Raw genomic sequence first — 23,335 nt, 5'->3', positions numbered from 1 at the left:
CCCCTTTTTCGCCTCAGGAATCGATGCCTTTTTAGGATGTCCAAAGCCAAAGAGCGAATGAATGGAAATACCTGAGGAACGTTGGTGAACGCTACATAAGAACCAATTGACATATTTCCTTGATAGTAGCAGGATTTACGCAGTGGGGGAAGAAATAGAGAAAGGGAAACAAATGTTTTGGTTTTTCATTTTGACCAATCTTCACCAATAGTGCTACACTAATTAATGGAATAAGCTTGTCATGTACAGAACGAATGAGAACGAGGAATACTGAGAAGAATCGGCCATCTCGCTAGGGGCGAGGTGGCTTTTTTGCCCCATTTTGCTACTGGCGTTGAATACTATGGGAACCATACGGTACAATAGCGATTAAGTGTTCGCTTTTATTAGGAAAACGTTCCTCTCAATGGTGATTGAATCATCTCGGCGTTTTTCAAAAAAGGTGAATACGACGCTAGCCATCAGTAAAAAAGGCATGATCGTTTTTCTACGTGTCCGAAGAGTAGAGGGGAGAGCGCGATTGAAGGAAACAGAAACACAGCAAACATTAACGTATACGGAAGAAGATATTCAGGTCTTAGAAGGCTTGATTGCCGTTCGAAAGCGCCCTGGAATGTACATAGGCTCCACGGGCTCGCGTGGCCTGCATCATCTGCTGTGGGAAATTGTAGATAATGCCAAAGACGAGGCGCTTGCCGGCGTTAATGATAGCATCATCGTCACTTTGTACAAGGATGGAAGTGTCAGTGTAGAGGACCATGGGCGCGGAATTCCAACGGGTATGCACAAGACTGGCCGACCTGTACCAGAAGTCATTTTTACGACGCTCCATGCCGGTGGTAAATTCGGCGGTGGCGGATATAAAAAAAGTGGTGGCTTGCACGGAGTAGGTTCCAGTGTTGTTGTGGCCTTGTCCAAATGGCTTGAGGTTGAAATCCATCGGGAAGGCAAAATTCATAAGCAACGCTTTGAATATGTTGTAGATGCAAATGGAACTGAGCATGTTGGTAAACCGGTTACCGGTCTTGAAATCACAGGGAACACCAAACGCACTGGAACAACGGTACGTTTTCTCCCGGATGACGCGGTGTTTGGCAACGCTCGCTTTGATTATGAGACCATTCGTGATCGATTCCGTGAGACGGCATTCCTTTTGAAAAAGCTGCGCATGGTTTTGATTGACGAGCGTGGTCCTGAAAAGAAACGGGAAGAGTTTTATTTCGAAGATGGCTTGAAATCATACGTTTCTTATTTGAACGAGGGGAAAAATACGCTCCATCCGATCGTTTACTTCGAAGGGGAAAAGGACAATATCTACGTTGAGCTGGCTTTTCAGTACAATGACGGCTATGCAGAGACACTGGTGTCCTATGTCAACTCCATTGTAACAACGGACGGTGGAACTCATGTTACGGGCTTCCGCAACGGTACAACCCGGATCTTTAACGAATTTGCCCGGAAAAAAGGGTACTTGAAAGAAAAGGACCCGAACTTAACTGGAAACGATTTGCGGGAAGGTTTCCTCGGTGTATTGTCATTGCAAATGGCTGACGTCCAGTTTGAGTCCCAAACAAAAGACAAGCTGGGGAACGAAGAAGCACGGGCAATCGTAGAACAGATTGTTTCCGAAAAGCTAGGCTTCTTCCTCGAGGAAAATCCGGAAATAGGCAAGCTGCTGATTGACAAGGCATTGCGTTCTGCTGAGATTCGCGAAGAGCTGCGCAAACAACGCGAAGCCCTGCGCGGCGACAAGAAAGGCAAAACCGCGAAAAAGCGCAAATCGATTTCGGAAAAGTTCACTCCGCCGCAATACAGAGACTCCAAGCGCAACGAGCTCTTCCTCGTCGAGGGGGATTCTGCGGGTGGCTCTGCAAAGCAGGCGCGTAATTCAGAGTTCCAAGCTTTGTTCAGCCTGCGCGGGAAGCCGTTGAACACAGAAAAAGCAAAGCTATCCGAGGTATTGGCGAATGAAGAGTTCCGCACGATCCTCGAGGTGCTTGAAACCGATATTGGCGAAGAGTTTTCCATCGAAAACTGTGCATTTGACAAAGTCATCATCATGTCTGACGCGGACGTTGACGGCTCGCACATTCAAACGCTGCTCTTGACCTTCTTCTTCCGCTACATGCGCCCGATGATTGCAGCTGGTCACTTGTATATTGCGCAACCACCTTTGTATCAGGTGAAAAAGCAGAGCAAGGGCAAGCAGACAGAGGCAATCTATTGTTGGAGCGATTACGAGCTGGAACAGGCATTGAAAAAGGCTGGACGCGGTGCTGAAGTGCAGCGCTACAAAGGTTTGGGTGAGATGAACGCCGATCAGCTCTGGGAAACAACCATGGACCCTGAGACGCGCAAGCTCATTAAGGTTGAACTGGAAGACCTCGCTCACTGTGAGAAGCTGGTAACCGTTTTGATGGGTGACAAAGTCCCACCACGGCGTGAGTGGATCGAGAACCACGTCACCTTTGAAGTGGGGGAGGATGAATAAGCATGCTGTCCAATCAAATTATTAAGCAGAGCTTCGCGGAGATTATGGGAAAGCGCTTTGGGGACTATGCCAACCTGGTTATTCTCTCACGCGCGATTCCAGATGCTCGCGATGGACTAAAACCGGTACAGCGCCGGATTTTGTATGCCATGTACCAAGAAGGCAACACGAACGATAAACCATACCGTAAATCAGCGAAAACGGTCGGATACGTGATGGGTACCTATCACCCGCACGGTGACTCGGCGATTTACGAAACGATGGTGCGGATGGCGCAGTGGTGGAAAATGCGCCAAGTGCTCATTCAAGGCCACGGAAACTTTGGTAGCTTGGATGCAGACCCGCCAGCCGCTATGCGTTATACCGAATCCAGACTGTCGGCATTGGCCAATGAGCTTTTGCGTGATATTGAAAAGGATACGGTTACATTCATTCCGAACTACGACAACTCCGCTCAACAACCGGCAGTATTGCCTTCACGGTTTCCCAATCTTCTCGTGAATGGCGCTGCCGGGATCGCGGTTGGTTTTGCAACTGATATCCCTACGCACAATTTGGGCGAAGTCATTGATGCGGCTGTTGCACAAATGAAGAACCCAAATATCTCGCTGGATGAACTGATGCAGCACGTCAAAGGCCCAGATTTTCCGACAGGCGGCATTGTTCAAGGGCTGTCCGGGATTCGCAAGGCGTTTGAGACAGGACGCGGCCAATTCATCATTCGCGGGAAGACGCATGTAGAGGAGCCAAAAGGCGGCAAGATCAAAAAAATCGTCATTTCCGAAATTCCTTACGAAGTGGTCAAGTCGAAGCTCGTCGCCCAAATCGATGAGCTCGTGATGGAGCGCAAAATCGAGGGGGCACTGGCGGTTCGCGATGAAACCGGACGCAAAGAGGCCGAGCAGAAAAAAGTTCGCATCGTAGTGGATATTCGCAAGGAAGCGGATGAGCAGGCGATTCTCAACTACCTGTACAAAAATACGGATCTGCAAATCTACTACAATTACAACATGAACGTGATTCATGAGGGGACCATCCGTCAGATGGGACTTAAGGCTTTATTGGGGGCGTACATCGACCACCAAAAAGAAGTCGTCACGAATCGCTGCCAATATGATCTGGATCGAAAGCAAAGCCGCGAGCATATCGTGGAAGGCTTGATTCGTGCCAAGTCCATTTTGCGTCAAATCGTCGATACGATTATGGATTCGGAAGACCGTGCAGATGCCAAGAAAAACATCATGGAGAAATACGGCTTCACCGAAAACCAGGCAGATGCGATCTTGAGCATTCAGCTCGCTTCCTTGACACGTTTGGATATCGTCAAGCTGGAAAAAGAATTGGCTACATTGGCAAAAGAAATCGAGGAACTGAAATCGATTTTGGCAAGCGAGAAAAAGCTGATTCAAGTCATTACAGGCGAGCTGAACGAGATCAAGAAAAAATACGCAGAAGAGCGCCTGACAGAAATCCAGGGCGAGATCGAGGAAATCAAAATCGATATCGCAATGCAAATCAATGCCGAGGATTGCATCGTAACCCTGACAAACGAAGGATATATCAAGCGGACGAGCCCGCGCTCCTTCAAATCAGTAGGGGGAACGCTGGAAACATGTGGGGTAAAAGAAGGAGACCGTGTCCGTTATTTCATGGAGACGAATACGTCTCACACCGCTCTCTTCTTTACCCAGGACGGTAAATACTTCGCCACACTGGTCAATGCCTTCCCGGACGATAAGTGGAAGGATATCGGTTCGGCCCTCGTCAATATTATCCCGTTGGAGAAGAATCAGCGGATTGTTGGCTTTACGATCGTAGAAAACTTCAAACAACCGCTGTATGTATACCATGTAAGCAAAAAGGGTTTGATGAAAAAGACGGCGTTGTCCGAATACGAAACAAATCGTTCCAGTGCGTTGGTAGCTGCAAAGATAAAAGGCGACGATGACGAGTTTGTGAATGTATTTGTGGCGGACGAAGCTGGCGCGATACTCGGTGCGACGAAAGATGGTATGGGCATCCGATTCCAGCGCAGTGAAGTCAGCGCTACTGGTAGAGCGTCGAGCGGGGTAAAAGCAATCGCACTTGCTCCTGGCGACGTTGTGATCACGATGCTTCCGATTGAGGAAGTCGATTCTCGTGCCTTTAGTTTGTTGACCGCTGAAGGGGTTGTCAAACGCACAGCCATTGCTGCGATCCCACTCCAGGCTCGTGCAGGCAAAGGCGTACAGTTGATTCGTAAACGAAAAAATAACCCGCACGAGCTTGTTGCGATGTTCATCGAGGAAACGGTTTATGCGTGGACGTCGCAGAACGAATGGACCCTTGTTGAGACAGAGCAAGTGATCGTTAACGAGCAAGGTGGCATTGGGCGACAACTGGTGGAGGGTGGAGTAAAATCAGTTGCTTTTGAAACCATTTTGCCGACAGATGAACCGAAGGACGAAGCGACGGCAAAAGGTTCGGGAGACGGAGCTGGTACAGCAGGACAACAGAAAACACCTACTGTCCAGTCTAGCCTGTTCGATGGAAATCATCGTGAATAAAAGGAATGATGAATAGATGGCGTTTGAAGCCTTTGTTTCACCGCTAAGCTGGCAGCAGGTTTCTCTGCTCCTCGATACCGTGCAATATTTCGAAGATGCGCCGAAACTTCTCTCTCTTCCACAAGAGCAAGGAGCAAGTGTGCCTGTCCCGATTACGTTAGACACATTAAAGACGATGCTTGCTTGTCTGGACGAAGAGGAAGCATTTAGCCGCAAAGCTTTTGCATTGAGATGGGAAGCAGCTGAGGACGAAGGCAGTGGCTATCTCGTTGTCGAACTTCCGACTGGAGACACAGTTAGACAGCCAGCCGTTCTGTCCGCTTTTTCTCCGGTTTAACAAATAAACGCTTTGGTGACGCGCTTGCATCCATAACAGGATGTGAATCGTTTTGCCAAAGCGTTTTTTTGCATACAAAAAGATTGCCAGCAAAATGGAATATGTGATACAGTTTGAACACGAGTTATTGTGTAATAAAGTTAGTAACTTACTAAATTCGCATACTTATTACTGGAGGATGGAATCATGGAAAAAGTTATCGATCAAAAGGCTTTTATGGACGTCATTCGGGAGCGTCGTTCCGTACGTCATTACGATCCAGCAGCAAAAATCTCGCGGGATGAACTAAACGAAATGCTGAAGGAAGCGACCTTGGCACCTTCCAGCTCCAACCTCCAGCCATGGCGGTTTTTGATTATCGATGAACAGCCATTGAAAGAGAAGCTGCTCCCCATCGCATTTAACCAAAAGCAGGTGGTAGAGGCTGCGGCGGTTATTGCAGTCCTGGCTGATTATGAGGGCTACAAACAAGCAGGGAGCATTTACAACAAAGCGGTTGAAGCAGGCTATATGACCGAGGAAGTAAAGGCTACACTCATCGACAACATCAACAAGCGTTATGAGAATCGGGATCGAGCAAGCATCAAGGAAATTGCTTTGGTAGACGGAGGTCTCGTCTCGATGCAATTGATGCTCGTTGCCAAGGCGAGAGGGTATGACACGGTGCCAATGGGAGGCTATAACAGCGAGAAATTCAAGGAAGCTTTCCAAATTCCAGATCAATATGAAACGGTCATGTTGATTGCAGTCGGCAAAGCGGCAGAACCTGGTCATCCGACTACTCGCCTGGATGTAGAAGAGATTACGTTCTGGAATCAGATGCCGAGTAAATAAGCATAGAGAAATGGAATAGCCTTGGCCTGATAGGATTATGGGCCTGGGCTTTTTCACGTTTGCAAGCTTTTGAGAGGTAGACATGCTGGCAATCAGGTGAATTGGGGCGTACAATAGGGAGACATGACAGTATCTGAGAGAAGCTGCAGACGAGCGAAAGAAGGGTGTAGGATGAAAAGATTGTTGGCAATCAGCGATATTCATGGGGAACTAGAGAAACTGGAATCGTTGATGGAGCAAATTCAGTACGATCCACAAAACGATCAATTGATCCTGCTAGGTGATTATGTAGACCGTGGTCCAGAATCGAAGGGCGTCGTCGACAAGGTAAAACAGCTCCATGCAGAAGGGGCAATTGTGTTGATGGGCAACCATGATCATATGATGGTTAAATCATTCGAGCAAGATCCAGTCTTTATTGAACGATGGTTCCGAAACGGTGCACAAAAGACGTTGGCGAGCTATGGTCATGCCGCAGCAGATACGGAGTCTGGCGCACCAGAGGCCTTGGAAATCACCTCTTCCGTCAAAGAACATCTGGAATTTTTGGCTGGCTTGGACTGCTATTATGAAACCGATGATTATATTTTTGTTCACGGGGGCGTACATCCCGAGACTCCTGTCGCAGAGACTGATCCGTATCTGTTGATGTGGATACGTGAAGAGTTCCATAAAGGCTACCAGGGGGAGAAGACCGTTGTTTTTGGTCACACGCCGACCAGTTATTTGCACGGTAAACATGATGTGTATTACGGAGAAAATAAAATTATCGGCATTGACGGAGGTGCCGTATACGGCGGCCGTCTGCATTGCTTGGAGCTGCCAAGCCGAAAGGTTTACTCGGTAGAGTGATCGACTAATAATAAAAGGCTTTCACCTCTCTTTACAAAGAGTGGGTGAAAGCCTTTTTTGATATCGTCAAGATAAGTTCAGAGTAATATTGTAATGAATTTTTATTTAAATAAATTGCAAAAATTAATAATTAAAGGCTTGTCTTCTAATATTTGGGATAGTAAAATATTCCCAACTCACTCATATTCTTATAGTTTACCATCATATTAGCCCACGTGAATATTAGCAAATTAATGACCAATTTCCCCTGCCATACTCGTTGTAATGTGACCGTTACTCTAATCGTCCACTACTAGAAAAGACAAAAGAACTAGCCATTTAAGAAGTACCATCTCATTTTGGCGATGGTTTCTTGCTGTGTATTACTTCAATAAAAATCAATTAAAGGGAATATAAGTAAAAACATGTATCTGGTCGCTTTTTCTTCCGGGTAAGTGGTGTTTCCGGGTAAAGGTTCCTAATATTCAGAATGGGGAGCTGTTTTCTCATTCCGCATACCAGCCTGCGTCTACCCGGAAAAGAAAGCAGGAGACAGGCGATTCCTAAAACGAGTTATAGCTTGGGGAAATTCACTTCTCTTGTATCACGTGGGTAGAACTAAAAAAGGGCTCTATCGGTTTTACAAATGCAAGAGGGAGCATTTGGAGTGGTTATGCTCACCAGGCAAGCTAGAAACTATCAAACACGGGACAAGGGAGGAACAACGCTTTGCATTTTGTTCAGACATTAGTAGAAGCACTAGAATTGTGGAAGAACGAGGACCATAAAGGCGTTACCTTCATTTTGGGAGACCAGAATGAGGTGTTTGTTTCTTATAAAGAACTGTATGAAGAAGCCCTCGGCTATTTATTTGTCCTCCAAAAAAGTGGAATCAAGCCTGGTGATGAGGTCGTTTTTCAAATTGAGGATAGTAATCTTCGAACTTTTGTCTGCCTTTTTTGGGCATGCTTACTCGGTGGAATGATTGCTGTTCCTATCTCCGTTGGGGATAACGAAGAGCATCGTCTTAAGCTGTTAAAGGTTTGGCGGACATTAATCAATCCATATCTCATTACGACGGACAGCGTGTGGAAACGACTGGAGGATTTCTTTCGTAAACACAACTACCTGACGGAAATGGAATCGTTGAAGTCGAAGTCCTTCCTGCTTGATGAGACCGGGAAAAGAGAAGAGAAGGGCACAATCTATTATCCTTCTGCTGATCATGTGGCCTTTATTCAATTTTCATCCGGGTCTACAGGAGATCCAAAAGGGGTTACCCTGACGCATGAAAACCTTGTCCATAATGTGCTTGCGATTAATAACAGACTTGGAACGACTGAGTCTGATTCATTTCTAAGCTGGATGCCCTTAACTCATGACATGGGGATGATCGGGTTCCATTTATCCCCGTTGTATGCAGGAGTTCAGCATTATTTTATTCATACCTCACTGTTTATCAGGCGGCCTACTCTATGGCTGAAGAAGGTAAGCGAGCACAAGGCGACAATTTCTTCTTCTCCGAACTTTGGATATAAATATGTGTTGTCCAGATTTAAACCGGAAGTGGCAGAGGGGTGGGATTTGTCCACGCTTCGCACGATTTTAAATGGAGCCGAACCTATTGCTTCCGAATTAATCCATCAGTTTTTGGATCAAATGAGTCCATATGGATTGAAGAAAACAAGCATGCTCCCGTGCTATGGATTGGCTGAAGCCTCTGTGGGAGTATCGATACCCGATCAGAATCTGCATTTTACAACGCTTTCTCTGGATCGTAGGTTTATCCAGGTAGGAAAGCCAATCAAGATGACGGATCAAACAAATCCAGAAGCACTCACCTTGGTAGAAGTCGGTTACCCCATCGATTTTTGCGAGGTAAGAATATGTGATGACGAGGATCGCGAGCTGCCAAGCGATACGGTTGGCCATATCCAGATTAGAGGGAAGAATGTAACTGCTGGATATTACAACAACCCTGCTGCTACCGCTAATGTAATGACGGCTGATGGATGGCTCCGAACCGGGGATTTGGGTTTTATGCGAAACGAACGTCTTGTCATTACAGGGCGTGCGAAAGACATCATTTTCGTGAATGGTCAAAACGTTTACCCACATGATATTGAGCGGATTGCTGAAGAAGTCGAAGGAGTCGAGCTTGGGAAGGTCGTTGCTTGCGGGGTATTCAACGAGGAAAGCAAAGAAGAAGACATTCTTGTGTTTATCCTTCACCGGAAAAGTGTAGAAGAGTTCATAGAGCTTTCCAAGAAAGTGAAAACGCATTTGAACGAGCGAACCGGATGGAGAATAAGCGAGGTCTTGCCGATTCAGCGCATCCCCAAAACAACGAGTGGAAAAGTGGAACGATATAGAGTGGCAAGGGAGTATCAGTCTGGAGCATTTCGAGATGTTTCCGAGGAAATACGACGCCGAACCACTGAAGAGGTAAAAGAGGAGAGAGCTGATCAATCACCTCAGTCACGTGAAGAATTAGAGAAGCAAATGCTTGCCATTTGCCGCGAGGTGCTTCAATCAGACAGATTGGGACTAAACGACAGTTATTTTGACGTAGGCGCGTCCTCTATGCAGTTGACCCAGTTAGCAGGGCGGATAGAAGAGGAGATGGGGATCACGTTGGCGGTAACCGATTTGTTCGCCTATCCGACGATCGCCAGGCTTGCCCGCAGTCTCGTCCCTGAGGAAAAAACGGCTGATCATATTAAACAGACAGATACGCCTGAACAGAAACAAAAGGATATCGCAATTATCGGGATTTCTTGTAAGTTCCCGCAGGCTCAGGATGTTGATCAATTTTGGCAAAACATCCGGGAAGGAAAGGATTGCATTCATGAGCTTCAAGGTCAGAGACGAAAGGACACAGAACAATATGTATCGCTGGTTAGAGGCGAGCAGGGCAATCCAACCCTTGTAGAAGGTGGTTATTTAGAGGAGATTGACAAATTTGATTATTCATTCTTCTCTATCACCCCAAAAGAAGCGAAGCTAATGGACCCCAACCAAAGGCTGTTCCTTCAAAATGCTTGGAATACGCTAGAGGATGCAGGCTATGGAGGGCACAAGCTTTCAGGGGAAAAAGTAGGGGTGTATGTCGGCTTCTCCAAGCTTGGATACGATTACGAACGCCTTTTGTCAGTGGTAAGTCCCAAGGATTTGCCTTCTTATGTAGTAGGCAACCTTCCTTCCATAATTGCAAGTCGCATTTCACACTTGCTTGATTTGCGTGGCCCTGCTGTCACCGTGGATACGGCCTGCTCGTCTTCCCTGGTTGCTGTTCATATGGCGTGCAAGGCTATCCAAAGCGGTGATTGTGAGATGGCATTGGCAGGGGGAGTCAAAACCATCCTGCTGGCACAGAAGGCTGGAATTGGAATGGAATCCTCTGACAACCGTTCAAGGGCGTTTGACGATCAATCTGATGGAACGGGTTGGGGTGAAGGCGTAGCTTCTGTTTTGTTAAAACCTTTGGAAAAAGCCATCGAGGATGGGGATCACATCTATGCCGTGATAAAGGGAAGCGCAGTTAATCAAGACGGTGTTACAGTCGGGATTACCGCACCGAACTCACAGGCCCAGGCAGAATTAATTGTAGACGCTTGGGAGGATGCCCAAGTCGACCCTGAAACGATTAGTTATATAGAGACGCATGGAACGGGTACAAAGCTCGGGGACCCCGTTGAGCTGGATGGAATTCAGAGAGCTTTCCGACAATATACACAGAAGAAACAGTTTTGTGGAATTGGCACTGTCAAAGCGAATATTGGACATTTATATGAAGCAGCGGGAATCGCTGGATTGATTAAGGCTGCTTTGCAGTTAAAACACAAAGAGCTCCCAGCCCTCGTCCATTTCCAGAAACCCAATCGCAATTTCGCATTTGAAAAGTCCCCAGTCTATGTGCAAAACAGACTGGAAAAATGGGAAACAGATGGACATCCAAGGAGATGCGGGGTTAGCTCATTTGGGTTTAGCGGTACCAACAGCCACATTATTTTAGAAGAATATGTGCCGGTAAATGAAGCGGAAATGACAGTCTCAGATGAGGTGCAAGTGTTTACCTTGTCGGCCAAATCCGAGTCAGCCCTTCAACGTCTGATTCAAAATTATCGGGAGTTTCTTTCTTCCCGTGGACCGCTTTCGTTGTCTGATTTGTGCTATACGGCAAACACCGGGAGAGAAACGCTTCCCTATCGGATTGCGCTCATTTTGCATAGCCGCAGCGATTTCGAACAAAAGCTCGACCGATTGGCGGTCCGGCTTGAAAATGATCGAGACGTTTTCGTCTACTCGCCTGGTAAAAAGCGCGTTCCAGAGGAAACCGTTCATTTATTGAGTCAATCCGCCCGGGATGTGCAGGAAAAGTACCACAAGGCTAGTGCAGAGATGAAGTATTCGTATGCAACGACATTATGCGATTTGTATGTACAGGGAGCTACGGTTGACTGGGATGCGTTCAACAGAGATGGCAAAAAGAGAAGAAAAATGCCATTGCCAGTCTATCCTTTCGATCAGCATCGCTCTTGGATTACAGATGATGTGATCAGTATCGTTCCAGAACAGACGAATACTATTAGCGGAAATAGAGGTGCTACTGTGTCAGAGATAGGAACTGCGCCAATCGCAAAAGTTCTGAAAGAGTTGGTTCATCATGCTTCAGGTTTTGCTGTAGAAGAAATTGATCCATCCCTCCATTTCTTGGAGCTAGGCTTGGATTCTATTATGCTCGTACAAATCAATCGTGAAATTCAGGAAAAGTTTGGAGTGGTCATTCCGGCCCAAGAGCTGTTTGAAACCATCACCAGCGTTGATATGCTAGCAGCGCACATCGCTCAGGAGTTATCCAGTAGCCCGGCTGTGGCTTCTGCCAAACAAATGGAATGGATGGCAATCGAGCAACCGCAAGCAAACGTAGTGGTTGAACAGAATGACGTTCAACGTATTCAACAAGCAGAGCCGAGTGAGCAATCCACGAAAATGCCAGTCCCGATAAGATCAGGTGCGGTTGAAACCATTATCGAAAAGCAGATTTCGCTCTTATCTGACCATCAAAACCAAATGGCTACGTTGTTACAAAAGCAATTGGAGCTGTTGAATCAGGAACAAAGCTTTGTGCCAAAACAACACGTCGAATCTGTGACTGTTGCTCCCGAGATCAAAAAACCTGAGGCAAAACTATCGGTCAAGGTCAAAGGGAATGAAGAGGAACGCCAGAAGCCTTTTATACCGTATCAGCCACTGATGATCGGTGAACGAGGCAATTTTACGCCAACACAAAGAGAGTATCTGAACGCATTCATTCAAAGCTATACGGAAAAGACAAAGCAATCCAAGAAGTATACGCAAGAGCACCGATTTGTTCATGCCAACAATCGCAATGTGTCTGGATTCCGTTCCTATTGGAAGGAAATGGTATACCCGATTATTACGCAAGCATCAGCTGGCTCCAAAATGTGGGATCTGGATGGGAATGAATATGTCGATCTGACGATGGGTTTCGGTGTAAACCTGCTCGGTCATAATCCCGCATTTATCATGAAAAAGCTCGAGGAGCAGATTCAATCAGATCTACCTCCGCTGGGTCCTATGTCGGATGTAGCTGGAAGGGTAGCGGAGTTAATCAGCGAGCTAACCGGAGTGGAGCGTGTTGCCTTTTACAATTCGGGGACCGAGGCAGTAATGGTGGCACTGCGCCTGGCCAGAGCTGTTACAGGCCGTTCAAAAATCGCCTTGTTCTCCGGCTCCTATCACGGTACATTTGACGGCATTCTGACAGTTGCTGATCCTGAGTCCCAGGACGGGAAGGCCATACCGATGGCACCAGGTATTACCCAGCATACGGTGGATGACGTCCTGGTCTTGAACTACAACCATCCAAAATCAATCGAGCTGATCAAAAAACATGCCCATGAACTGGCCGCAATATTGGTCGAGCCTGTTCAAAGCCGCCGTCCAGATCTACAGCCGGTGGAATTTTTGAAGGAAGTCAGAGAGATTACTAGCCAATCAGGCACTGCCCTTATTTTTGACGAAATCATTACGGGATTCCGCATACATCTTGGTGGCGCACAGGCATGGTATGGAATAGAAGCAGACCTCGTTACGTATGGGAAAGTTCCGGGTGGCGGCATGCCGATCGGTGTTGTAGCCGGGAAAGCCGCGTTCATGGATGCAGTTGATGGGGGGATTTGGAATTTTGGAGATCAGTCTTACCCGGTAAATGCGGAGAAAAAGACGTTTGTGGGCGGAACGTTCTGCACGCATCCACTCACGATGCATGCCGCCATCGCCACACTGGAATATTTGAAGGAACAGGGTCCCAAGCTTCAGGAAGCGTTGACTCAAAAGACCCTCTACTTGGTAGAAACACTTAACGTGTACTTTAAAAACGAGCAGATTCCAATCCAGATGATCAATTGCGGTTCCTTATTCCGCTTCGTATCGTTTACCGATATAGAATTGTTCTTCTATCATCTGATTAGCAAGGGCATTTATATATGGGAGGGCAGGAATTGCTTCCTTTCCACTGCTCATTCTGATGAGGATATCGAGAGACTGATCCAAGCGGTGAAGGAAAGTATTGATGATCTGCGCCGAGGAGGTTTTTTGCCGGAGCCACCCCCAACTTCTCCAAATGGAGGACGCAAACAAAATCAAGTCGTCGAATTGACAAACTTTACGAGACGGGATGGGCAAAAGTCAGAGGCAACGCTTGTGGAAAGGGTGGGGGAAGAACTGAGGCTTCCCCTTAGCCCCGAACAGAAACAAATGTGGTTTGCAGTCAAATATCGCGTGGAAGCATCCGCTGCTTTTAACGAGACCGCCACACTTCAGGTCGAGGGTGAGCTTGATATCCCTGTGTTTGAGCAGGCTGTCCGAGCCATGGTGGATCGCCATGAAGCGTTGCGAACCATCATTGATGCCAACGGAGAGTATCAGGTAGTTCTTCCCAAGAGGGACATACGTGTTCGAATCGTGGATTTGAGCCACCTTTCGTCTAAGGAACAGGAAGAAAAAAAGAATCAGCTGTTGGATGAACAAACAGGCACGCCATTTGAGCTGTCCTCTGAGGACCCGCTGTTTCGGGTAAGTGTCATCAAGCTGGCTCCTGCCAAATTCCTGACTTCCTACACCTTCCATCACATGATTGCGGATGGATGGTCCATGGCTGTGTTTATCAAAGAGCTGGATGATATCTACTCGGCCCTTACACAGAAACGACCCATATCGCTCGAGCCTTCTACACCGTTTTCTGCTTACCGAAACTGGCAAGAAGATCAGATGCAGAAACCGGCGTTTCAGGAAGCGCTCGCGTACTGGAACGAAAAATTCGCAGATCCAATCCCCAAGCTCGTTTTTCCTTTAGGGCAACGAGAAACGGGAAAACCATCTTTTACAGGCGAGAGAATCACTTTCAAGATCGACAGTAGCATCACAAGAAAGGCAAGAAAAAGAAGCATTCAAAACAAGAACAGCCTGTTTATAACCTTGTTGGCTACTTTTAACCTCTTCCTTCATCGCCTTCTTGGAAATAGAAAAATGGTGGTTGCGATTCCTACTGCGGGTCAGTCCCATATCGGTAAAATGTCCTTGATCGGAAACTGCGTCAATCTTTTGCCGATTTGCACGGAAATTGACGGAGATGATACGGCTGCGGATTATTTGTTCCGAGTGAAACAGGCGGTTGCGGAGATGGAAAAGCATCAAGCTTACTCCTTTGCTGCATTGGCTGAGAATTTGCCACCTCAAAACTTGCCGGAGCTTTCAGTGTTGTTCAATATGGATCGACCGCTTCACAACCTGACTTTCGCTCAAATGAAGGCTACGCTGCTGCCCAATCGGATCATTTACAGCAAGTACGATCTTTTTGTAAACGTGACAGAAGTGGGCGGAGAGCTTGTCGTAGATGTGGATGCACGAAGCGGGGTAGTAACCACGGAGATTCTTCGCCAGTGGGGCGTCTACTTTGCCAATCTCTTGCACCGTATTGGAGAAGACGATCAGGAAAGAATTCGTGCCCTATCACTTTTACAGCCCGACGAGATGGAAAAAATGAAACGCGAATCCGGTGGCAACCTGGGCAAATATACAGCAGAATGGACAGAGCTTTTGCAGGAAATGCCAGATGATCAGGTAGGACGAGCTTCCCTCTATGTCCTGGATCAGTATGAGCAACTGGCTCCTGTGGGTGCGGTCGGACAGGTGTATCTGGCTGATGAGGGACTCGAGCATGCAGATCCGTCACATTGGCAGCGAACAACGAAATCTGCTGTTCCGCTAGGAAATGGAGAAATCCAGATAATCCATTCAACCGATCGCCTTTCCGGACAAAGAAGCATGAGCGGCAGAGAATCAGAGCCGGCTGGAACGGCGACCGAAGAGACTATCAGAGTCATTTGGCAGGAAATCTTGGGAAGCTCCCCAATGTATCTGGATGATAATTTTTTTGAACAAGGCGGGAACTCCTTACAAGCGACTGTCATGCTCAGCAGAATTTACAAGGAATGCCACGTGCAAATTCCTTTGCATCAAATTTTTCAATCGCAGACGATACGTGAATTGGCCAAATATGTAGACTCATCAAAGCATCAAACTTTTACACCCATTCGTTCATGCGAGTTGCAGCCATACTATCAGTCTTCTTCCGCACAGAAAAGGATGTACATCCTCCAAGGTCTGGATGGAGGAACCGCCTATAACCTATCCGGCTACTTACAATTGGATGGGGAAGTGGAACTTGATCGTCTGATTCACTCTTTGCAACAGGTTGTCCAGAGACATGATTCTTTCCGGACCAACTTTGTCATTAGGGATAATGAAGTCGTGCAAGTTCTACATGACGATCTGCCATTTGATATTGAGGTCCAACACTTGTCCGAAGAGGATGTAAATGAGGCAATTCGCACCTTTATCCAGCCATTTGATCTCAGCAAAGCACCGCTTATAAGGGCGAAAATCTTCCAAGTGTCAGCCAAGCGCTTCATTGTGGCAGTGGACATGCACCACATTATTTCGGACGGCTATTCGGTTTCTCTGTTTATCCGTGAGCTGCTCCATACGTATAGAGGAGAATCACTGCCTGAGCTCAGCGTGACGTATAAAGATTTCGTGGCATGGGAGCAAGAGAGGGAGCAGTCAGAACAGCTCTCGGCTCAAAAGGAGTACTGGCTTGAGCAATTTGGCCAAGGAGAGCTCCCAGTACTGAAGCTCCCCGTTGATTTCCAAAGACCGTCGGTTCAATCCTTTGAAGGTGACCGGTTGACAATGGGAATCGGTGAGGAAGTCAGAAAACAGTTACTCCAATTGGCAAGGGAAACTGACACGACCTTGTATATGGTCTTGCTTGCTGCTTACAATGTACTGCTTTACCGATACACCGGGCAGGAGGAGCTGATTGTCGGTTCTGCTGTGGCGGGAAGACAACACCCTGATTTGGAACGAATGATCGGCATGTTTGTAAATACGTTGGCGATCCGTAACTATCCAACAGGAAGCAAGACCTTTAAGGAGTTCCTGAAAGAAGTGAAAAATCAAGCCATCCTTGCCTTTGAAAATCAGGAGTACCCATTTGAAAAGCTGGTTGATGCTCTTCAACTAAACAAAGATTTGAGCCGGAATCCTTTATTTGATACCATGTTTGATTACCATTATGAATCCTTTGACGACGTGGCCTCAGATGATTTCAAAGTCACGACGTATGAATATCCAAAAGGCGTGTCCCTTTTTGATCTCAGTCTTGATGTCCATGACGATGGGACAACGCTCACTTGTCAATTTGATTACAGCACGCATCTGTTTAAACGCGATACGGTTGAGCGAATGGCTAATCATTTTGCCAAGATACTTCACTCCATTGTGCAGTCTAATGAGAGTTGCCTAGCGGATCTGGAGTACTTGTCCAGCGAAGACATCAAGCAGGTGGTTGCCGACTTTAATCAAGCGAGAAAGCAAATCCCCGCTCCTCTCTATCCAACTTTCTATGAATGGTTTGAGGCAGAAGCAATACGCCATGCAGAGCAAGTCGCTGTCTCTTACGGGGAAGAGCAGATCAGCTATCAGGAACTCAATGCGAAAGCAAACCGTCTGGCCCGGACGCTGCGTGATCAGGGTGTAAGGCCAAACTGCTCTGTTGCGATTTTGGCAGAGCGCTCGATTAACATGGTCGTCGCTGTTTTGGCAGTCATGAAGGCGGGTGGTGCCTATGTTCCGATTGATCCTCAGTATCCGAAGGACCGCATTTCGTTCATGCTGGAAGACAGTCAGGCAACGGTCATGCTGGTCAATCAAAATGGACAGAGCGGAGTAGAATTCAGCGGCGCCGTAATCGATCTGGACGCCGAGGCCAGTTACAAGGAGGATTCGTCCAATCTCGATGCCATCTCCGGACCGAGCGATCTCGCTTATATCATTTATACATCCGGCACTACTGGCAAGCCCAAAGGGGTCATGATCGAGCATCGCAACCTGGTGAGTGTAGCCAATACATGGCGGTACGAGTACGAACTCGAACAGATGAATGTGAATCTTTTGCAGATGGCTAGTTTCTCATTTGACGTGTTTGCAGGGGATTTATGCAGAGCTCTTTTGCATGGTGGACATTTGGTGATTTGTCCGAGTGATGTAAGGATTGATCTTCCGGCTCTTTATCAGTGGTTGACCCGGTACGAAATTTCCTTGTTTGAATCGACACCTGCTCTTGTTCTTCCTTTTATGGAGTACATTTATCAAAATGGATTGCCGCTCGATCATCTGAAACTGCTAATTCTTGGTTCAGATACATGCCAAAGCGAAGCGTTTGTCCGCTTGGCCGAGCGTTTCGGGCAGATCAAAATCATCAATAGCTATGGGGTCACGGAGGCTGCTATTGATTCCAGCTACTTCGAAATGGCTGGCGATACCGAAATGACAACCGGAAATGTACCGATCGGAAAACCGCTGCAAAACACAGAATTTTATGTGCTGGATTCCCAATTGCGGCCACAGCCGGTAGGTGTGTACGGTGAACTATATATCGGCGGAGCAGGTGTTGCGCGGGGGTATCTGAACCGAGAGGAATTAACCCGTGAGCGCTTCATCCCAAATCCTTTCCGTCCTGGTGAGTCCATGTATAAAACCGGCGATATTGTCCGCTGGATGGCAGATGGAAATATGGAGTTTGTTGGTCGTTCGGACTACCAATTGAAGATTCGTGGATACCGTGTGGAGCTGGGCGAAGTCGAAAATCAGCTGTTACGCCATGAAAAGGTTCGCAATGCCATTGTGCTCCCGAAGACAAAGGGAGATGAATCCGTTGTGTTGTGCGCTTATTACACGACGGATGAGGAAGTAAGTCCATCCGAAATCAAGGGGTTTTTAGCCGATTCCCTGCCTGAGTTCATGGTTCCGACCTTTATCATCCCATTGGCAGAGTTGCCTGTGACGCCAAACGGCAAAATCGATCGCAGTGCGTTGCCTGAACCTGATCTGTCTAAGCTGGTATCCGAGGAATACGTAGCGCCTTCGACAGAAAATGAAAGAAAACTTGCAGGAATATGGCAAGAGGTCTTGGGGCTCGAGCGAGTCGGCGTTCTGGATCGATTCTTTGAAATCGGTGGACATTCGCTACATGCTGCCATTCTCCTTGCCAAAGTGAACAAGGAGTGGCAGGTAGAAATTCCGCTGCGCGCCGTTTTCCAAAATCCTACCGTCAGGAGTTTTGCCCACCTCATTTCCGAAGCGACTCAAGCAGAAGTGCCGTTGATTCAGTCGGTTGGAAAACAAGAGCATTATGAGCTATCTCCTTCACAAAAAAGGATTTTCACCGTTCAATCACTCGATGAAACGAGTGTGGCCTATAACATGGCAGGCGCTATGGTTCTTTCCGGACAGCTCGATTCTGTGGCATTGGAAAACGCATTCCAGTCCCTTATCCAAAGGCATGAGGCGTTCCGTACTTCCTTCGACTACGTAAATGGTGAACCGAAACAATTTGTCCATGACTCTGTCCGTTTTGCCATCGATCATGCTCACGCAGAGGACAGTCCGGAGAGTATAGAAAATCTCATTCGGACGTTCATTCAGCCATTTGAACTGAACCAGGCACCATTATTGCGCGTCAAGCTGGTCAAACTGGTGGAGGACAAGCATTTACTCCTGATTGACATGCACCACATCATTGCAGATGGAACATCGGTGAGCATCGTCATTGATGAGTTAAATCAACTGTATAACGGGCAAAGTCCAGAACCACTCATCGTCCAGTACAAGGATTATTCGGCTTGGCTGAAACAGATCAAGACGACGGGGCAGTCGCATAGGCAGGAGCAGTTCTGGATAGATGAATTCAGCGGGGAACTACCTGTCATGAATTTGCCTACGGACTATCCGCGACCCCAGCTTCAAAGTTTTGAAGGGGGTACGGTCGAAAGCGAGATTGAGGCGGATGTATCCCGCAGATTGCACGCCTTGGCGAAGGAAGCAAACGTAACGGTCTTTTCGATTCTATTGGCGGCGTACAACGTTTTGTTGTCCAAATATACCGGTCAAGAGGACATTGTCGTAGGGACTCCGGTGGCAGGACGAAACCACACCGATGTTCAAAATGTAGTGGGAATGTTTGTAAATACGCTTGCCCTGCGAAACTATCCAGCAGGCAGCAAGACGTTCCGCGAGTTTGTCCGAGAACTAAGTGAGAAGTCACTGTTGGCGTTTGAACATCAGGATTATCCATTGGAAGACCTGGTAGAAAAGCTGCAGGTTCGACGCGACCCAAGCAGGAATCCGTTGTTTGACACCATGTTCTCCTATGACAATGTGGCAGATACGGCCTTTGATTGGAACGGGGTAGACGTCAGGCTTTATCCATTCCAAACGAAAATATCCAAGTTAGACATCGTCATGAATGTCGAGACGAGAGATGATAGATTTTTTGTGGAGTGCGAATATAGCACCAGCCTATTTAAGCCTGAAACGATGGCGCGTTTTATCAACCATTTTACCAACGTACTGAGTCAGGTAGCGGCGAACATGGATATTCTTGTGGGTGAGATTGACCTCATGTCTCCGGAAGAAGTGCAGATTTTGGAGAAGCTCAGCAATGATACGAAGCGAGAGTATCCGGTGGTACAACCGATCCATATAGCTATCGAGGAATCAGCCAGACTTTATCCGAATCGAATTGCCGTTTCTTACCAAGGCTCGACAATCACTTACCAACAACTGAACGAAAAAGCCAACGCAGTCGCATCTGATCTGTTGAAACGCGGTATAGGAAAAGGCAAGTACGTACCTGTGCTTATGGAAAGAAGTCTGGAATTGGTCGTATCGTTATTGGGTGTAATGAAGACGGGAGCAGCGTTTTCACCATTGGACGTTCAGTGGCCTGTCGATCGACTCCAGTCTGTCATTGCCGAGCTGGGTAGCGAGTTCGTATTCGTAGAATCTGGGCATGACTTTACGGAAACGGATTTGGGAGCGAAATTGGTCGCGATTGATCTGGGGAATCTGACATCGGAGGTACAAAATCCGAACCTGTCCGTATCGCCGGAAGACCCCATCTATGTCATTTTTACTTCTGGCTCAACAGGCAAACCAAAAGGAGTCGTCGTACCGCATAGAGGGATCGTCAACCGCTTTAACTGGATGGATGATTACTTTGGACAAGACGCAGCGCAATCTGTCCTTCAGACTACCAACCATGTATATGACAGTGCCATTTGGCAATTTTTCTGGCCGCTGACCAATGGCGGAAAGACGGTCTTGCCTACTACAGGAATGACTGTTTCGGCTGATTACATGGCTGGAATCATTGAAGATGAACAAATTACCTTAACTGATTTCGTCCCATCTGTTTTTAATGTGATCGTGAATCAGTTAGCTGAAAATCTCGAACTGCAGGGCAAATTACAATCGCTCAAAAAGATCATTATCGGCGGCGAGGAAATTGTTCCGTCTGCTGTTTCCAAATTCCTGAAAATATTCCAGTATGTATCTCCGACAAATTTGTATGGTCCGACAGAAGCAAGTATCGGATGCATTGCCTATCAAATTACGGGAGAAGAAGATCGCATCCCGATTGGAAAACCGATTTTCAACACGAAAATCCTTCTACTCGATGATTATGGAAAACGAGTGCCGATAGGAGTACCTGGAGAAATCCACATTTCAGGCATGCCGCTTGGATTAGGTTATTTGCATAACGAGCAGCTAACAAGACATAGCTTTGTCGATAATCCATATGCGGAACCGGGTTACGAAAAAATGTATAAGACAGGAGACCTGGCTGTCTATTTACCGGATGGGAACATCCACTTCCTGGGCAGGAAGGATTTCCAAATCAAAATCAGGGGATATCGAATCGAGCCAGGGGAAATTGAAAGCAAGCTGCTTTCGCTGGTACAGGTAAAAGAAGCAATCGTTATCGCCAGAGAAGAAGAAAATGGAAGCAAGTACTTATGCGCGTATATTGTGACTGAGCATGAGCTTTCGGCTGACGAGTGGAGAGACCTGCTCGCGAAAGATTTGCCCGATTATATGATCCCGTCTTTCTTCGTCCGACTAGACGCTATGCCGATTACCGCAGTTGGAAAAGTGGATCGGAAAAAACTCCCTCTGCCTGATCGCTCTCTCTTGGTGGAAGAACACATCGTCGAGCCATCCGATGAACAGGAACAAATCATGGTCACTATCTGGAAGGATGTGCTGGGGCTTGCACAAGTAAGTGTGACCCACAACTTCTTTGAGCTTGGGGGAGACTCCATTAAAGCTCTTCAGATGATAGCGAGATTGAGGAGTCATGGGTATGAGCTCCGATTGAAAGACTTGTTCCAAAACCCGCGTATTCGCAGTGCAGCCAGATATCTCCAGCCGCTGACCAGACAAATTGATCAAGGGCCTGTAATGGGAGCAGTAGCATTGACACCGATCCAGATGAACTTCTTTGAGCAAAACCATCAGAACCCTCATCATTACAATCAATCTGTCATGTTGTACAGAGAAGCTGGCTTCGATCCAGAGTTGGTTCAACAAGCATTTACGAAGCTGATTGAGCATCATGATGCGTTGCGAATGAAATTCCAAATGAATGAGTCAAACATTGTCCAACAACATCGGAACCTGGACGAGTGTCTCGTTCCCATCATGATCAGGGAGTTTTCGTCTCAAAGCGTAGAGGAGATGGAGCAAGCTGCACAGCTTATTCAGGAAGGAATCGATTTGACGGATACTGCGTTGGTAAATCTCGGTCTTTTCCGAACAGAAGCTGGAGATCACTTGTTAATTGTGATTCATCATCTCGTTGTCGATGGTGTCTCATGGCGGATTCTCTTGGAAGATTTCCATACCGTGTATGACGCCTTGCTGCAGGAAGAAGAGCCTGTCTTGCCTATGAAAACCGATTCCTATCAAACATGGTCAGAAGAATTGCAAAAATATGCGCAGGGAAGCGAGATTCAACAGGAAATCAGTTATTGGAAGCAGGTAGAGGAAACGCCATTCTCTCCACTGGCAAAGGTGGAAACGGTTGGGGCACCGCTTATGCAAGATACAACAGATGTCACCATCGAGCTTGATGAAGCTTATACAGAAAAGCTGCTTAAGCATAGTCACCAGGCTTATAACACGGAAGTGAATGATTTGTTGCTTACGGCGTTGGGTTCGGCGGTAAAAGAGTGGGCTGGGATAGAGCATGTGCTCGTCAATCTGGAGGGACATGGCAGAGAAGAGATCGTGAAGGGCATCGATATTTCACGCACAGTCGGTTGGTTTACAGCCCAGTATCCATTCGTACTGGATATGAGCCGATCAGAATCGCTTGGCTACCAGATCAAAATGGTGAAAGACAGCCTGCGGCGTGTTCCGAACAAAGGTATTGGATACAGTATTTTACAGTATCTGTCTGCGAGACAAACCGATGTTCCGTTAACGTTCCAAGTAAAGCCCGAGATCAGTTTTAACTACTTGGGTCAGTTCGATACAGACTTGGAATCAGAGAGCATGACGACTTCCTCCCTCTCTCCTGGCCGAGAAATCAGTCCGACCGCCATTCGTTCCTTTGCGCTTGATGTGAATGGAATTGTCGTGAATCGCAAGCTGACACTTACTTTTACTTATCATCGTGAAGAGTTTGAAGAAGGAACCATTCAGCGCCTCGTGGATGCCTACCGAGATAAAATCGTAGAAATCATTACGCACTGCTTATCGAAAGAGTCAGTCGAGCAAAGCCCAACAGATTTCACATACGATGAGCTGTCCATTGAGGAGTTAGATCATCTTTCTCAACTGCTGGGTGAAAAAATTCAATGA

General features: G+C 47.1%; 6 protein-coding genes. All 6 read left to right on the top strand.

The window, feature by feature from the left end; translation table 11 throughout:
* The first annotated feature begins 520 nt into the window (after positions 1-520).
* The 6 genes from M3630_RS02665 (at position 521) to M3630_RS02640 (ending at position 23,335) form a co-directional block, all read left to right on the top strand.
* Positions 521-2,491, top strand: a complete 1,971-nt coding sequence (locus M3630_RS02665) for a DNA gyrase/topoisomerase IV subunit B (protein ID WP_106656492.1) — start codon at positions 521-523, stop codon at positions 2,489-2,491.
* A gap of 2 nt (positions 2,492-2,493) precedes the next feature.
* A complete protein-coding gene (gene parC / locus M3630_RS02660) occupies positions 2,494-5,037 on the top strand; it encodes a DNA topoisomerase IV subunit A (RefSeq protein ID WP_251251130.1) in 2,544 nt (847 codons plus the stop codon).
* Between the two features lie 16 nt (positions 5,038-5,053).
* On the top strand, positions 5,054-5,374 hold the full coding sequence (locus M3630_RS02655) for a hypothetical protein (RefSeq protein WP_251251129.1): 321 nt from the start codon (positions 5,054-5,056) through the stop codon (positions 5,372-5,374).
* A 186-nt stretch (positions 5,375-5,560) separates the two neighbouring features.
* A complete protein-coding gene (locus tag M3630_RS02650; protein WP_251251128.1) occupies positions 5,561-6,208 on the top strand; it encodes a nitroreductase family protein in 648 nt (215 codons plus the stop codon).
* Positions 6,209-6,379: 171 nt separating this feature from the next.
* A complete protein-coding gene (locus tag M3630_RS02645; RefSeq protein WP_173607869.1) occupies positions 6,380-7,060 on the top strand; it encodes a metallophosphoesterase family protein in 681 nt (226 codons plus the stop codon).
* 708 nt (positions 7,061-7,768) lie between these two features.
* Positions 7,769-23,335, top strand: a complete 15,567-nt coding sequence (locus M3630_RS02640; RefSeq protein WP_251251127.1) for a non-ribosomal peptide synthetase/type I polyketide synthase — start codon at positions 7,769-7,771, stop codon at positions 23,333-23,335.

It is taken from the genome of Brevibacillus sp. MER 51 (genome assembly GCF_023714195.1).
Taxonomy (GTDB): Bacteria; Bacillota; Bacilli; order Brevibacillales; family Brevibacillaceae; genus Brevibacillus.
The sequence above is the reverse complement of the archived record's forward strand: the minus strand, read 5'-3'. Positions and strand labels throughout refer to the sequence as shown.